General features: G+C 53.9%; 12 protein-coding genes and 2 pseudogenes. 1 reads left to right on the forward strand and 13 read right to left on the reverse strand.

The features are described from left to right. Positions 1–155: 155 nt before the first annotated feature. From LH51_RS03120 to prlC, 6 genes and pseudogenes are all read right to left on the reverse strand, one after another. Entirely contained in the window at positions 156–890 is a 735-nt protein-coding gene (locus LH51_RS03120; RefSeq protein WP_144244152.1) for an S-layer family protein, read from the reverse strand. Positions 891–1,364: 474 nt separating this feature from the next. Further along, a complete protein-coding gene (locus LH51_RS03125) occupies positions 1,365–2,627 on the reverse strand; it encodes a hypothetical protein (RefSeq protein WP_144244153.1) in 1,263 nt (420 codons plus the stop codon). After that, positions 2,624–4,777 (reverse strand): filamentous hemagglutinin N-terminal domain-containing protein, encoded by a 2,154-nt coding sequence (locus LH51_RS03130; RefSeq protein WP_036519658.1) that lies wholly within the window; start codon positions 4,775–4,777, stop codon positions 2,624–2,626. The genes LH51_RS03125 and LH51_RS03130 overlap by 4 nt, the downstream gene beginning before the upstream one ends. A gap of 11 nt (positions 4,778–4,788) precedes the next feature. Next, positions 4,789–6,260 (reverse strand): annotated as a pseudogene (locus LH51_RS24630) (ShlB/FhaC/HecB family hemolysin secretion/activation protein). Positions 6,261–6,452: 192 nt separating this feature from the next. Further along, a complete protein-coding gene (locus LH51_RS03140) occupies positions 6,453–6,737 on the reverse strand; it encodes a YheV family putative zinc ribbon protein (protein ID WP_036519659.1) in 285 nt (94 codons plus the stop codon). A gap of 7 nt (positions 6,738–6,744) precedes the next feature. Next, positions 6,745–8,786 (reverse strand): annotated as a pseudogene (gene prlC / locus LH51_RS03145) (oligopeptidase A). 120 nt (positions 8,787–8,906) lie between these two features. Between prlC and LH51_RS03150 the strand changes: the two are divergent. Then, positions 8,907–9,449 carry a gamma carbonic anhydrase family protein gene (locus LH51_RS03150; protein WP_036519660.1) on the forward strand — a complete coding sequence of 181 codons (543 nt, stop codon included), beginning with the start codon at positions 8,907–8,909 and terminating at the stop codon, positions 9,447–9,449. A 4-nt stretch (positions 9,450–9,453) separates the two neighbouring features. On the opposite strand, the gene LH51_RS03155 is transcribed toward LH51_RS03150, so the two are convergent. The 7 genes from LH51_RS03155 to LH51_RS19825 all read right to left on the reverse strand — a co-directional run. After that, the gene (locus LH51_RS03155) at positions 9,454–10,185 is read right to left on the reverse strand and encodes an LrgB family protein (RefSeq protein WP_036519661.1); all 732 of its coding nucleotides are present in this window, start codon (positions 10,183–10,185) and stop codon (positions 9,454–9,456) included. Beyond that, on the reverse strand, positions 10,178–10,546 hold the full coding sequence (locus LH51_RS03160; protein ID WP_036519662.1) for a CidA/LrgA family protein: 369 nt from the start codon (positions 10,544–10,546) through the stop codon (positions 10,178–10,180). Before LH51_RS03160 ends, LH51_RS03155 begins: the two co-directional genes overlap by 8 nt. 16 nt (positions 10,547–10,562) lie before the next feature. Then, positions 10,563–12,935, reverse strand: coding sequence for a Lon protease family protein (locus LH51_RS03165; protein ID WP_036519663.1), 2,373 nt, complete (start codon positions 12,933–12,935; stop codon positions 10,563–10,565). Between the two features lie 96 nt (positions 12,936–13,031). Continuing rightward, entirely contained in the window at positions 13,032–13,688 is a 657-nt protein-coding gene (gene aroE, locus LH51_RS03170; protein ID WP_327124139.1) for a shikimate dehydrogenase, read from the reverse strand. 8 nt (positions 13,689–13,696) lie between these two features. Further along, positions 13,697–13,873, reverse strand: a complete 177-nt coding sequence (locus tag LH51_RS23980; RefSeq protein ID WP_327124140.1) for a hypothetical protein — start codon at positions 13,871–13,873, stop codon at positions 13,697–13,699. Continuing rightward, a complete protein-coding gene (gene hemF / locus LH51_RS03175; RefSeq protein WP_036519665.1) occupies positions 13,866–14,786 on the reverse strand; it encodes an oxygen-dependent coproporphyrinogen oxidase in 921 nt (306 codons plus the stop codon). Before hemF ends, LH51_RS23980 begins: the two co-directional genes overlap by 8 nt. 33 nt (positions 14,787–14,819) lie before the next feature. Next, on the reverse strand, positions 14,820–15,090 hold a 271-nt coding region (locus LH51_RS19825; RefSeq protein WP_200881850.1), incomplete at its 5' end, for an L-threonylcarbamoyladenylate synthase.

The raw sequence follows: 15,090 nt of genomic DNA on the forward strand, positions 1-15,090 counted from the left end.
TGCCGGGCCACTTTCAAGCCTTGAATCGCCTCTTTATGCTGGGTTCTGAACCGATGGGTAGCCTTATTGCCTTCGATGCGCAGGGTATGAAACAGCTCCCGCACTGACCAGCAGCACCGCGTCGGGCCCGCTGACATATAAACCGGCGATACGATCTATGCCACTGTGCTGAAGCTATTGCCCCCAGCCTGGTTGCTGCCACTGTCGGTGGTGGTTTCAACCCGGAGATCGCGACCGGCATGGATGGCCATGCCGCGCTCGGCAGCCACGCGGCCACCATCAAGGGTGATGTCTTGCTCGGCGGTGAGCAGGGTGATATCACCCTGAATAAGGCCACTGTTGGCCATGTTTTGCGCACTGATATCAACCAGTTTACGCCCCGCTATCGTGCCGCTGTTGTTCAAATCACCCGCGAGCGCCAGATCAATATCGCGGGCACTGATCAGGGTGCCCGTGGTAGCGTTGTTACTAAACAGCTGCCCGCTGGCGGCCAGGTCACCTTGACGGGGGGATAGATAGACTTTAGGTACCAGTGCCGTGGTTGTGGTGCCATCAGGCAGTTGCACAGTTTGTGTCACCAGCCAGACGATATCGCTGGTGAGCTGAGCCATTTGTGCGGCCGACAGGGCAATACCAGGGCGTAGCTGGTGGTCTTGGGCGAAGGTGGCACCGGCGGTCATGAGTGCCTGGTATTGCTGTTCATCACTGCTGTAATCACCCAAAAAGCGGTAACCGGTCAGCGCAGCCACTTGTTCACGGATGAGTTTTTGTTCATAAAAGCCGTCGCCCAGGCGTTTTTGGGTATGGGCGGGATCCATCGACAGGGCTTGCAGCAGGTAGTCGCTGCTAAGCCATTGGCGGTAGCTGGCAAAACGGGGATCGGTTTCCACCAGATAGTGGGCGTTGCTGCCTGGAACTACCTTGAAGAGGCTGCTGTTGGGCAGTATCAGGCAGGGGCGCCGGTTGTAGTACCCACCTGAGCGGCCAGTATCTCGGCCGTGCTGTGTGCGTTCCCACTATCCGTCGTATTAAGGCTGCCAAGGGTCGTTTTGTCCGCCAAGCTAGTGCCGCTGCCTGCGGAGGCGACGTTTTGCTTCACCTCGCTCACATCGAGGCTGATGGTGGTGACTACGTCGGCGGGATTGTAGGCACTGTGCCTGAGAATTCGCGGTAGGTATGTTTACTACCGGTTCGTAACTTTCCTCCACGCTTGCGATAGGTCCAGCTTGACTGGGTGGTACCCGTCACCTTGACCACATTCTGGCCCAGGGCCTGGCGGTTCTCCAGATTATCCACATCGCCCTGCAGGCTTTGACCCGCCAGGATGCGGCTTTTGTCGTTGAGCAGGTCTTGTCCGCGCAGACTCAGGTGACCACCGGCGATGATCTGCCTGGAGCACTCGAGGTCACCTGGCTTTCATGCTCGGTACGCTTGATATTGTATTGGGTCCAGCGGGTGATGTTTCGCCCGGCAAACTGGCGATTGTAGGCGGTGATTTTGTCATCCAAGGTGTCGTACAGTACCTCATAGGTGCCATCCCAGGCATCGTTGTCAGCTTCGTACTGCGCCCAGGCGTCGGTGTAGGCGGTCTGTTCTATCTGGTACGCCGCCAGGGCCTGGTCATAGGTTGCCTGGGCTTGTTGATGCGCATCGCAAGCGCTCTGGTCAAAGCCAGCACCCGCTTCGCAACTGTCAGCGCCAGATTCATCGGGTGCTTGTGGTGCTACCGGTGCTGACAGGGTGGGTGGTATGGGTTCGGGCGCCGGAGGCGTAAGGCCAAAATAAGCCCAGGCTGGATCGGTATGGGGATAGTCGGCCCCTGGCACGCGCGTACAGGTGTCATCATCGTCAATGTCGGTACAGGTCACATCGCCCACACCAGGAATAGGCGTTTGGCCCAGGACAGTCACAGCGAGGGGCTCCGGGTCTGGGTCGGTCAGGTAGCGGTAACCCCAGGCACGGCTCCACCTATAGGTCCGCAGGTTGCTGGTGGGGATGCGAGCGCTGCTGCCACTGGGCCGAATCAGGGTAATCGTGCGCGGACCATCAATGACGCCCAGTGTGATCTCAAAATGCTCATTGGTATTGCGCAGCGTGTCGGCAGCCAGCGCCATATTACCCAGGCTTTCGATTGTGGCGCTGTTATTGTTAAGTGTGATCGCGTTAGCGCTGCCGTCCACGATGGCACGGTAGTTGGCATCCAGTGCACCGCCTATGGCCAGTTCCCCGGCGCTGAAGAGCAGCGCACCCTCACGGTTGATGATGTATTGGGCACCAATATCAAGACGCTCCCGCGCAGCGATAGTGGCAGCCGTTGTTTGGCCTTCAAGGACTTCTTCAGCGTTGCTGAGTGTATGGGCCGCAATGGCGATGCGATCACCATAGAGTCGTCCGGTGCCCAGATTGTTCACGTTGTAGCTGCTGATGCGGGTATCGGCACCGTCGATCAACCCCCGGTTGGTCACCGCACCAAGGCTGTTTTGGCGGGTATCCAGTGTTGTAGTACCCAGACTCAGCAGTTCGCCGCTGACTTGGTTGTTAATATGCTCGGCATGCAGGCTAAGGTTTTGTCCGGCTTGCCACTGCCCTGCATTGCTGAATTGTCCGTCATGGAGCTGCAGGCTCAAATCGCCGCCAGCACGCACCTGCTGGCGTCGGCGGTACTCAAGTCACCCACCAGATCCAGCACCATATTGCCGCCACTGTGCAGGGTGCCATCCAGGCTCAGGGTTTTAGCGCTGATGTTCACCGCGCTGTTGACCGCCTGGCTGCTGTTAGCGACAAGCTGACCACTGGTATTAGTAATGACCAGGTTACGTTGACTGGGAAGGAGAACGCTGTCTTGCAGCGTAAGCGCACCTTGGGCGTTTAGAGTGCCATGGCTGTTATTAATCGCCCATTGCGCGGTAATTGATAGATCCTTGCCAGCTAACACCTGACCACCAGTGTTGTTTAAGCTACCCACCTGGAGGGTGAAATCATTGACAACCGCTATACGGCCCGTATTGCTGAAAAGGTCGGCCACATCCATCTGCGCGCTAGCGGCCGACTGAATATCACCAGCATTGTGCAGATTCCCGGCATGGAGATTGAGCACCTGCGTGTAGAGCTGTGCACCCGGCGCCAGGATAGACTCAGTGCTGCTCAGGTTGGCGTTATTGGCAATCACCCTGCCGCCGCTGAGGGTCAAGTTATCGACCTGCACATGCAGTTGCGGGGCGTACAAGGTGCCCTGGGTGTTCTCGAAATGCTGCCCGCTGGCTTGCAGGGTTTGCGTACGAATGTAGCCGGCATTGTTCAGTGTTTGCGTGGTGCTCAGGTTCAAATCACCCGCCGCGGCCAGCGTGGCCCCGGCATTGTTGCTGAGCGTGCCGCTCACGCTAATCAGGCCGCTGGCCAAAGCAACAGGGGCTGGGGCTGGATCGGGTGAGGGTTCTGGTGCAGGAGCAGGCTCGGGTGCAGGAACAGGTTCTGGGGCTGGTTCCAGATCCGGAGCGGGTTCAGGTTCAGGCTCAGGTTCAGAGCTCGTGAATTCCACCGCGCCAATAACACCTCCGGCTTCGTTAATGAGTGCGGCGGTTTGCACGTCTATGGATTGCGACCCGCTTTGCCAGATATCACCCTCGTTATGCAGGTTGGTCGCGGTTACATCCAGACGCCGGGCATCGATCTGGCCGGTGTTGTTAACATCACTGGCCTGGATGTTCAGCGCTAATCCAGCACCCAATATACCACTATTATTCAGGTTTTCGGCCGGTTCAGAGCCATCTTGTGTACCTGCGTGCAGCGTGAGATTACCCGCCGCCAACACCTGACCTGTGTGCTGTTGCCCGGCGGCCGTATGGATGCTCACACTACCCTGCTGGGCTGTGATGCTACCCGCCGAGCTGAGCCAGCCATTGGCATCAACATGAATGTCGCCCACACTCGCCGCCAGCGTGCCGTGGTGGCGCACCCCAACTCCCGCTTCAGTACCGACCAGGCGAATATGCCCGGCATACATGCCACCCAGTTCACTCACATCCAAGGCAAAGAGCGGTACTTCGCCGCTGTTATGTGTATCACTGGCTTCAACCTGGGTGTTACCGGCACGTCGGTTAACGGTGTTATCGCCGGTAACCAAATCCAGCTGTTGCGCATGGATACTGGCATTCACTTCAATGGCGCGTGCCAGTATGCCGGTATAGTCAGTTAAACTGGCATTCAACCCAGCCCCATCAATACGCACAGTGCCGCGCTGCACCCTGAAACCATCCAGGCTGCCACCATTCATAATGGCTGTACCGGTGGTCAGGGTGGCGCGGTTGGCGTTGATGAACCCGGCTCCGTCGACCTGGATACCCGCGGGGTTGGCAATGATGATTTCCGCCCGCCGTCCACCGACTTCAATAAAGCCTTTCAGTTGACTGGGATTACTACTGTTAACCTCATTAAGGATGACCCGCGCCTCACCTTTGGCCAGCCAGGGGTTACCCTGTACCCAGCCACCCAGTTGAGTTTGTGCATTGGTGCGGCTGTTGTTGAGCACCACGCCCTCAGCGTTGACGTCAAACTGTTTGTAGGTGTTGCGGCTTACCCCCGCCGCACTGGGGGTTTGAATATTAACAAGCGGTGCACCATTGGGTGTTGCCAATATATTGGGACGCTGGTTGCCAGGGGCCGTAGGGTCGGCAATGATTTGAGCCTGAGCCAAGGAACCCGCTAGCACACTCAAACCCAGTGCGGTGATACACCCACGTAAAACGTTCAGAACAAGTCGGTAGCGGATTCTGTTCATGGCTTAATCCTTTAAAATTGTGTATTCAAGCTAAATCCAAACACCGACTTCGCGGTGATAAAGCCATCGGGCTTAGAGACCGGCTGCCCCACAAACAGGTCCAGACTGCTTTGCACCCGGCCAGTGTTCCAGTAGGAGCGTAAGCCCACCACTGCACCGGCCAATTGATTCCCCACCAGTTGCTCGGTAGAAGGGCCGCTCACATGTCCCAGATCCAGGCCCAGGTAAACGCTGTAGGGGCTGACGCCCAGTTGGGTAGAAATCTCATTGCGCAGAAACAGACCGCTTTCAGCACTGAGTACGCGGTCACCATCAAACCCTCGCACGCTGTAGCGACCACCAATTGAAAATCTGTCTTGGGGTGTAAGCCGGGTTTGGTGCCATTGCGCACGTAAGCGGCTGTGATAGTTCCAGGGCTGGCTGCCCAGATGAAAAGGTGCGCTCAAGCTGGCATCAAGCAACCACAGCCGCATGCTTGCCGTGCCTTCGCCAAAGACTTCTTCCGGGGCTGACAAGCCCCCCAGGCATTGATGCCCTGTCGGTACGTGAGGGTCGCCTCCCACTGCCCTTGACCCCAACTGCGACGATGTCCCAGACTCATGTCAATTCCAGAGACTGCGCGCCGTTGTACTTCAATTTCGGTGTCATCTATGTAGTTGCGTGAACGGCGGTGAAACGCACGCAGCGTGGCGGTGGTTTTACCCGCCTGGTCACGCTGAATAATGCGCGATAGCTGTACATCATGCTGTTCACTCTGACCCGAATACAGATAGTTCTGAAAGGCTCCAGCCACCGATTGGTGATATTTGCTGCTGGAACTGTTCAGTGACAGTAAGTTGTATCCCCATGGCACTGAATAATGCAGGCTATGGCCAGCATTACCCCGTTCGCCAGCATCTTTGCCACCGAGTTCAGACTGCCAGGTGATGTAGAACAGATCACTCAAGGTCCACCAGTTGTCATAGCTGAGTGTCAGCGACCCTTGGTATTTACCGGTAGTAGAGCTGCCTGAGTCATCTACCGAGGCATGCACTCGGAAAGGAAACGCCTGGGTATGGCGAATCAGCAGATCACTTTCTCCAGGCTGGGCACCTGGCTCAATGGCAATGTCCGCCGACACGGTGGGTACGCGCTTAAAGTTTTCTAAACCTTGCTCAAGATCACGCAGGTTAAGCACATCACCTTCCCGCACTGGCAAGGTATTGAAGCGAGTAGCACGCTGGCCATGCCCGTCTGCAAAACGGATTTGGCGCACGACACCTTCCAGCACCTGCAACTGCAACTCCCCTTGAGAGAGATCTTGCGGCGGAGCAATGATACGTGTGGTCGTCCAACCCTGCTGCACCACCGCTTGCTGCATACGGGCCATGATGGCGCCTATGCCCTGAGCACCCAAACAGCGACCCAGTACGGGATGCGTGTCTTCAGGTAATTGAATATGCTGCGCCAGCCAATCCCAGTCCTGATGACCGGCACCAGCCACGGCAAAGCGGATATTATGGATTTCAAAACAGGGCGATTCAGACTCAGGGAGTGTGACAGAGGCATGGGTGTCGCTCAGCAATGGCAGCCGTACATCGGGTTGCGGCTGAAGTTGCCTGCGCTGAACATCCTGGCGATCTTGCTCTTGCCGAAACTGACGTAAGGCTTCGTCCTCCGTGACTTATGTCAATAATCAGTCAGTACCCTTATCTGGATTGAGAAATAACCGGATCGGCTCCGCCTTCACCGGCTCAGCAGCTCTGGCTTTGGCGCTAAGACGATCTTCCGGCTTGTCCTTGTGTACACGGGTATTGATCTCCTGCGGCTCTGGCCGTCCATCCAGACGTAAGGAGTCACTGAAACCGCAGGCAATACACTCACGGTACTCACGCTCATCATCCCGATGCATACGCACCGCATCCATCTTGCCGCACCGGGGGCAAACGGCCCCGGCGATAAAGCGCTTGATTACAGACATACAGGCCTCATGCTTTGGGTGTTATGCCATTGTGTCGCAGCAACGCATCGACACTGGGTTCACGTCCACGAAATGCCACAAACAGATTCATCGGATCATCCGAGCCACCCATTTCGAGAATGTGTTTGCGGAAATCCTGACCCGCCGCTTCACTAAAGATACCTTCCTCCTCAAAGCGGGAGAAGGCATCAGCGGAAAGGACTTCCGCCCATTTATAGCTGTAATAACCGGCCGCATAGCCACCGGCAAAAATATGACTGAAGCTGTGCTGAAAACGATTTTCAGGCGGAGGTGTCAACACGGCCACTTGCTTACGAACACCATCCAATACCGCCTGGATATCCGTTTTACCCGGCTGGTACTCATGATGCAAACGGAAGTCGAACAAGGAAAACTCCAATTGACGTACCATCATCATTCCGGCCTGAAAATGCTTTGCCGCCAGCATTTTATCTAACAGGTCACCCGGAAGGGGTTCACCGGTTTCATAGTGTCCGGACATAAGCGCCAGTCCTTCCGGCTCCCAGCACCAGTTTTCCAGAAACTGACTTGGCAGTTCAACAGCATCCCAGGCAACCCCGTTGATGCCACTGACTTCGGCGTAATCGATCTGTGTCAGCATATGGTGCAGTCCATGGCCAAATTCATGGAATAAAGTAGTCACTTCATCATGCGTCAACAGCGCTGGCTTCCCACCAACCGGGGGATTAAAGTTACACACCAGGTAAGCCACTGGAAGCTGTACTTGACCATCTGCACAACGTCGGCGATCACGACAATCGGCCATCCAGCGCCGCCGCGCTTATTACTGCGAGCAAATGGATCCAGGTAGCAATAGGCCAGGGTGTTACCATCGCGGGATAAACGCAAAAAACGCACGTCAGGATGCCAGGTATCGGCATTTTCCTGCTCTTCTATATGTATGCCGAACAAACGCCCGGCGATTGCGAACAGGCCATCCAGTACTTTGGGCAGGGGGAAATAGGGGCGCAACATCTGCTGAGAAAGCTGGTAGCGTGACTGCTTGAGCTTTTCGGCATAGTAACCCAGATCCCAGGGGTCGAGGCTGTCCGCGCCATTTTGTTCAGCGGCAAAAGCTGTAAGCTCGGCTAAGTCCTGCTCAGCAACATGACGGCTTTTAGTGGCAAGGTCTTCCAGAAAGCCAATCACCTGATCCGGTGAATCGGCCATTTTTGTAGCCAGTGAATAATCAGCATAGCTGTCATAGCCAAGCAACTGAGCCATCTCATGCCGCAAAGCCAGTATCTCTTCCATCACCGCTGAATTATCCCAGCGACCAGCATTGGGGCCCTGATCCGAGGCGCGGCTGGAGTAGGCGCGGTAGAAGGTTTCACGCAGCGATGCCTTATCAGCATAAGTCATCACCGCGTAGTAGGAGGGGAAGTCCAGGGTGATAACCCAGCCTTGCAGATCACGGCTATGTGCGGCGCTGGCTGCCGCTTCAATGGCATCATCGGGCAGGCCTTGCAGTTCAGTCATATCATCTGTGTGAAAGTACCAGCCCTGGGTCGCATCCAGTACATTTTCAGAGAATTTATTCGACAGCTCGGATAAACGCTGTTGAATTTCGGCATAGCGTTGCTGCTGAGCGGGTGGCAAGGCGATGCCAGATAAACGGAAGTCTCGCAGAGCATTATCGATCACCTTTTTCTGTGCGGCGTTCAGACCCGCGTATTCTTCGCTGGCGGCAAAGCGTTCATACGCCTGAAATAAGCCTTTATGCTGGCCCATTTCAGTCCAGTAGGCCGACAACTTGGGCAGGCAACGGTTGTAGACTTCACGCAGCTCATCCGAGTTCATCACGCCATTCAAATGGGAGGCAAGGGACCAGGCATAAGAGAGCCGATCCGATCCTTCTTCAAGTGTCGCCACCAGTGACTGCCAATTATGGGGCAGCTGTTCGGCTGTCAGAGCCGCCACATCCGCACGGTTCTGTGCCAGAATTGCATCGATAGCCGGTTCAATATGCGCCACCTCGATAGTACTGAACGGGGGTAGCTGGGTGGGTTGGAGCAAAGGGTTGTGCATATTCGGGCCTCTTCAATAGTATTCTCGGCAGACGTAAAGCGCCTGACTGAACCGCTGTCGCTGATCTGTTATACAATGGGGAAGTGTACGTCACTTTTCAACTGATCCGGAGTTTTATCCATGCATATACGTGAGTATCAAGGCAAACGACCGCAATTGGGCAAGGCCGTTTTTGTCGACCCCAGTGCCGTAGTACTGGGTGATGTGGAAATCGGTGATGATTCTTCAGTCTGGCCACTGACAGTCATACGCGGTGATATGAATCATATCCGTATTGGACGTTGCAGCAGCATTCAGGATGGTTCGGTACTGCATATCACCCATGCTGGTCCTTTTAATCCTGACGGTTATCCACTGTTCGTAGGTGACGAGGTGACCGTAGGGCATCAGGTCACCTTACATGGTTGTCGTATTGGTAATCGCGTACTGGTCGGCATGGGTAGCCTGATCATGGATGGCGCGGTTGTTGAAGATGAGGTAGTCATTGGTGCGGGCAGCCTGGTGCCACCCGGAAAAACCCTGCAAAGTGGTTATCTCTATGTCGGGCGTCCCGCAAAACAAGTACGGCCTTTGACTGATAAGGAACGCAGCTTCTTCAGCTACAGCGCAGACAACTACCGAAAGTTAAAAGACAAGCATATGCAAGAGCCCTGGTGCGAGTAAGCACTTACAACCCCAATAAAATCCAAACCAATGGCAAGAACAGGGCCGTGAACAAGCCAGTCAACCCCATCCCCAGTGACGCAAAGGCACCGGCGGTGGGGCTGATCTCGAAAGCGCGTACGGTACCTATGGCATGGCCGTTGATTCCCAGTGCAAAGCCTATCACCCGATGATCATCAATCTTCAGCCAGTTACTCAGCAGATTCACCCAGAGGGTGGCCATAACACCGGTTATCAGCAAAGCACCCATCAGAATAGGAATGGAACCACCGAGTTGTTCGGTAATGCCCATGGCAATCGGTGCAGTTACGGACTTGGGCGCTAAAGAAGCCAGCACTTCCGGTGAGGCTCCCGCCAGCCAGCCCAGCAGCAGCGCATAGAGTGCTGCCAGAATAGCCGCTGGCGGCAGGGTAAAGAGTATCGGCTTCCAAAGTGCGCGGATATGATGGATTTGCTGAAATAAAGGCACACCGAGCGCTACTGTGGCAGGCCCTAACAACAGCACCAGCCAGCCAGCACCGGTTTGATAAACACGATAATCGATCTGCAACACCACCAGCATCAACACCACAAACAGCGCTGCAAGCAGTATGCCGGGGCACCAGGTAGGTCGGCCCATCTTCTGAAACAGCCAGTTTCCAGCAAAAAAAGCGCTCAGGGTTATGGCAATAGCGGCTATGGGTGTTGCAGTCAGATGGTCCCGTAACATAACCAACGCATGCATCCACTCAGGCATCATCAGTCTCCGGCTTCTTTGTAGTCGGCATTAACCGGGACATTAACCACAGGGTGGTCAGGACACTCAGCATAGTGCCCACTACCAGCGCCAGAAGTCCTGCAAGCCAGTACTGAGCATAATCACCCACAACAAAAAACACCCCCACTACACCTGGCATAATCAGCATCGCCAGAAGCGCAATCAGCGGTTGGCTCACGGCAGCCAGATCAGTCTGCATACGCCCGCGCATTAGCAGCCAGAGTGTGACTAACATCATACCGATAACACCGGCTGACACAGGCAACTGCAGACTGGTAACGATCACATCACCCAACAACAAGAACAATAGCAGGATTAAAAACCCTTTAATGACAGTCATTTATCAAACCATTTTTTCAGGGCTTAGCCTTGGCAATTTCGCGCAGACGCTTAACCACCAAGGCGTTAATACTGCGTTGAGTGAAATGACCATCGGTTTTCAGTTGCCCAGCCTTACGCCCCATTAACAACTCCAGACACTGATCAACATGACTGACGGCATGAATTGCAAAGTCACCCGCCTCTACAGCTTTAACTACATCTTTTTTCAGCATCAGATTACGCACATTGGCCCGTGGAATAATGACACCTTGACTACCCGTTAACCCGCGCATCTTACACAGCTGGAAGAAGCCCTCAATTTTTTCATTCACCCCGCCAATCGCCTGGACTTCACCATACTGGTTAATCGAGCCTGTGGTAGCGAAGTGTTGATAGATCGGAATTCTGGTCAGCGCCGAAATCAACGTGCATATTTCCGCCAAGGACGCACTGTCACCATCGATATAGCCATACGACTGCTCCATGGCAATACTGGCGGACAGAGTCATAGGAAAGTCATGTGCATACTGGTGACCCAGATAACCGGACAGGATCAACACACCTTTGGAGTGAATCGGTTGCCCCAGGGTTACCTCACGCTCTATATCTACGATGCCCTTGTTACCGGGGTTCACTGTAGCGGTTATGCGCGCAGGTGTGCCAAAAGATACATCGCCGACCTGCAGTACACTCAGGCCATTGGCACAGCCTACCGCGCTGCCATCGGTATCGATCAATACCGTACGGTTGAGGATGCTTTCGAGAATTTTTTCAGCCAAACGGCCTGTACGGCGCTCTTTACCCTGCAGCGCCATTTCTACATGTGCGGTACTGATCAGATCATCACCGCGCTGACGGCGACGGAAATCGGCCTCACACAGCAGGTCAACCAACTCACCGATATGCGCAGAAAGCATCTCCTGATCTTCAGCCATACGTGAGCTGTGCTCAGTGAGTCGCGCAACCGCTTCACGTTTCAACGGGGCCAGCCCTTCTTCAACGGCCAGGGTTTTCATCAATCGCGCATAGTTACGCACACTGGCAGGGGTACGCTTTACATCCTCGTCAAAGTCCACCACCACGCGGAACATTTTCTCAAAATCATGATCCAGTTCCTGTAACAGGTAGTAGATATCACGACCACCAATCAACACCACTTTAACTTTCAAATCTACTGGTTGTGGATTCAGGGTAATCGTACTAACGCCGGTATATTCGCTAACTGGATTTTCTATACGTATTTCATGGGATTTCAATGCGCGCTTCAATGCACTGTAGACAAACGGCTGCTCCAGCAGTTTTTCAGCTTCCAATAGCAGATAACCGCCATTGGCGCGGTGCAAGGCACCCGGACGGATGAGTGTATAGTTGGTAACCAGGGCACCCATTTCACTATTATACTCAACCCGGCCAAACAGGTTTTCATAACTGGGGTGCGCTTCATAAACTACTGGAGCCCCCTTGGTCTTATGGTTGTCCACCAGCAGGTTGATGCCGTAATTCTCTTCAAGAAACTGCTGGCGCATCTGGTCTGTTTTGACCTCCATACCACGCTCATCACCGACAATTTCAGCAACATTCTTGATCAGGTCTTTTTCAAAATAACCCAGATACTTAACAATACTGGCATGATGCACATAACGCTCACGCAGTTGCGCAAACAGCGGCAGTATCGATTTACGTGCAGTGTCACTGTCGAGTTGACGTATCTCTGCAGCCGCTTCACGCCGCCATTTAGGCAGTTCTGTCAGGCCTTCATTGAGCTGATCTTCAAGATCAGAGATATTCTTCTGAATAACGTCGCGCTGCTCTTCTGGTAACTGCGAAAAGGCCGCCTCATCCATGGCCTGACCGTCAGCCAGGGGGGTAAAGCCGATCGTACCCGCATCCCGATAGACAGCAATATTCATATCGCGCGCCTTACGCTCTACCTGATCGACAGCCTGATCATAGCGACGGGTAAAGTCACGCTCGATACGACTTTTAATTCGCTGATAACCCGGGCTTTCAAATGCAGCCGGTAATTCAGTCTGTAAGGTTTCGAATAACGTTTCGATATCTTTCTTCAACTGCATCGCTTTGCCGGCTGGAAGCTGCAATACCACCGGATAGCGTGAGTCGGAGAGGTTATTCAGATAACACCAGTCAGAAGGTTTATGCTCCTTTTTGGCGTAGGTTTTCAGATTTTCCATGGCAAAAGAAAAGCGCCCGGTATGCGGGTTACCCATGACAAACAGGTTGTAACCATGGCGTTGCATACTGATACCGAAATCCATCGCTTCAATGGCACGCTCCTGACCAAAAAAACCGGTAAAAGGTTCGATAGAGTCTGTGGTCAAAAAAGGCAGGTCTTTTGGGTCACAGATTTTGTACAGCTGATCGGCGCTCAGTAAGGTGGAATCTGTCATATAGCCTATCCAAAGACGGGAGAGTGATAATCGGGTTATAACGTTTATTGGACCCGGGTTGCAACACTTGTTGTAACTTGTGCTTACTGCTGGAATTTATTGCTGCGCCAGACTCTGGCGCAATAGTGCGATCACAGGTGCCGTATCGGGTCGCTGATCCCGCCAGATATAAAAAGCTTCTGCTGCCTGCTCAACCAACATACCCAGGCCATCCACAGCCCGTCCAGCGCCATGCGCGGATGCCCAGCGACAAAAGGGCGTCTGTGTGGCAGCATACATCATGTCGTAGCAAAGTGTGTGAGTACCCACTATCCCTTCAGGCAACGGAGGAAGATCTCCCTGCAAGCTTGCAGAAGTTCCGTTGATAATCACATCAAAGTGCTTAAGGGGTATGTCGCCATACCCACAGGCTTGCAGTGTCGCCGTCTGACCAGCCGTTGCGGCAAAGTGTTGCGCCAGTATTTGGGCTTTTTCCGGGGTACGGTTGGCAATGACCAGTTCAGTACAACCTGCCTCCAGTAAAGGTTGAATAACACCACGAACTGCGCCGCCGGCACCGAGCAACAGCACGGAAGCCCCTTTAAGTGAACAGCCAAGGTTCTGAGTCAGGTCGTTCACCAACCCCACGCCATCGGTATTATCGCCACAAAGCTGTCTCTGATCATCTCGCCAAAGGGTGTTCACCGCACCCGCCAAATTAGCCCGGGGGGTCTTTACTTCAGCCAACTGCCAGGCAACTTCTTTAAACGGCACAGTAATATTCAGCCTTTACCTTGCCCCTGTAAAAAAGTATCCACCTGTTGTGCAAAGGACTCAGGCTCAACCTGCGTAGCCACATAGTGCATGGATTGCTGCTGTTGGCGCGCAAAACACGCATGAATAAACGGTGACTGGCTATGCGCTACCGGATTACCAAATACAGCATATTGATCAATCATCCTGACCTCCTAGCCAATCACGTGGACGTAAAAACTCTTCATACAGGCGTGCTTCATCAGAGCCAGGCGCTGGTGACCAGTCGTAACTCCAACGCACTTCCGGGGGCAGGGACATCAGAATCGATTCCGTGCGACCTCCTGATTGCAGCCCAAACAGCGTACCGCGGTCATAGACCAGATTGAACTCCACATAACGCCCACGACGGTGCAGTTGAAAATCGCGCTGCTCCTCTGTCCAGGGCAGGTCACGGCGTTTTTCCACTATGGGGCGGTAAGCTTCAATATAGGCATCGCCAACCGAGCACATCAGCGCAAAACTGCTGTCAAAGTCTGGTGTATTCAAGTCATCAAAAAACAGACCGCCGATACCGCGTGGTTCGTTACGGTGCTTGAGGTAAAAATACTCATCACACCACTGCTTATACCGGGGATAAACCCTTTCACCAAACGGGTCACAGGCCGCCTTAGCCACTCGGTGCCAATGTACGCAATCTTCTTCAAAGCCATAATAGGGGGTCAAATCAAAACCACCACCAAACCACCAGACCGGTGCCTCACCGGGCTTTTCGGCAATAAAAAAGCGTACATTGGCATGCGAGGTTGGAATATGCGGGTTGTGCGGGTGTATCACCAGTGACACACCCATCGCCTGGAAATTACGTCCAGCTAATTCAGGTCTGTGAGCGGTTGCGGAGGCGGGCAAGCCTGCGCCAAACACATGCGAAAAATTAACGCCGCCTTTTTCAATCAGATTCCCCTGTGCCAATACCCTACTACGGCCACCACCGCCAGCCTCACGTTGCCAGCTATCTTCCACAAACGCCTTGCCATCTAAGGCCGATAAGGATTCACAGATACGCTCCTGCAACCCCAGAAGGTAGGTTTTGACCTGCTCGGTATCTGGCTGTTTCATTAAGGCTCCCGGATATTTTGAAGTGAGTGATCACTACGTTCTTATTATAGATGAATCAGAAATTGAACGTATTGTACTGGGACTTTTATGGCCACCAAGCTCACCATCAACTATTTTATCTAGCCTGCAGCCGAAGTAAGTCATAACTTTCAGCTTTGATCTTGCAGGCTCTGCATCAGATGGGTTGGCTGAGGTCGAAATAATCGGACCACCCCAAGCCTCACACAAGGCTTTAACCAAAGGATGAGCACTGACACGTATGGCTACCTGACTGTGCTGTCCCTTTACCCAGTCAGGTATCAGC

This window comes from Nitrincola sp. A-D6, from assembly GCF_000764495.1.
GTDB lineage: Bacteria > Pseudomonadota > Gammaproteobacteria > Pseudomonadales > Balneatricaceae > Nitrincola.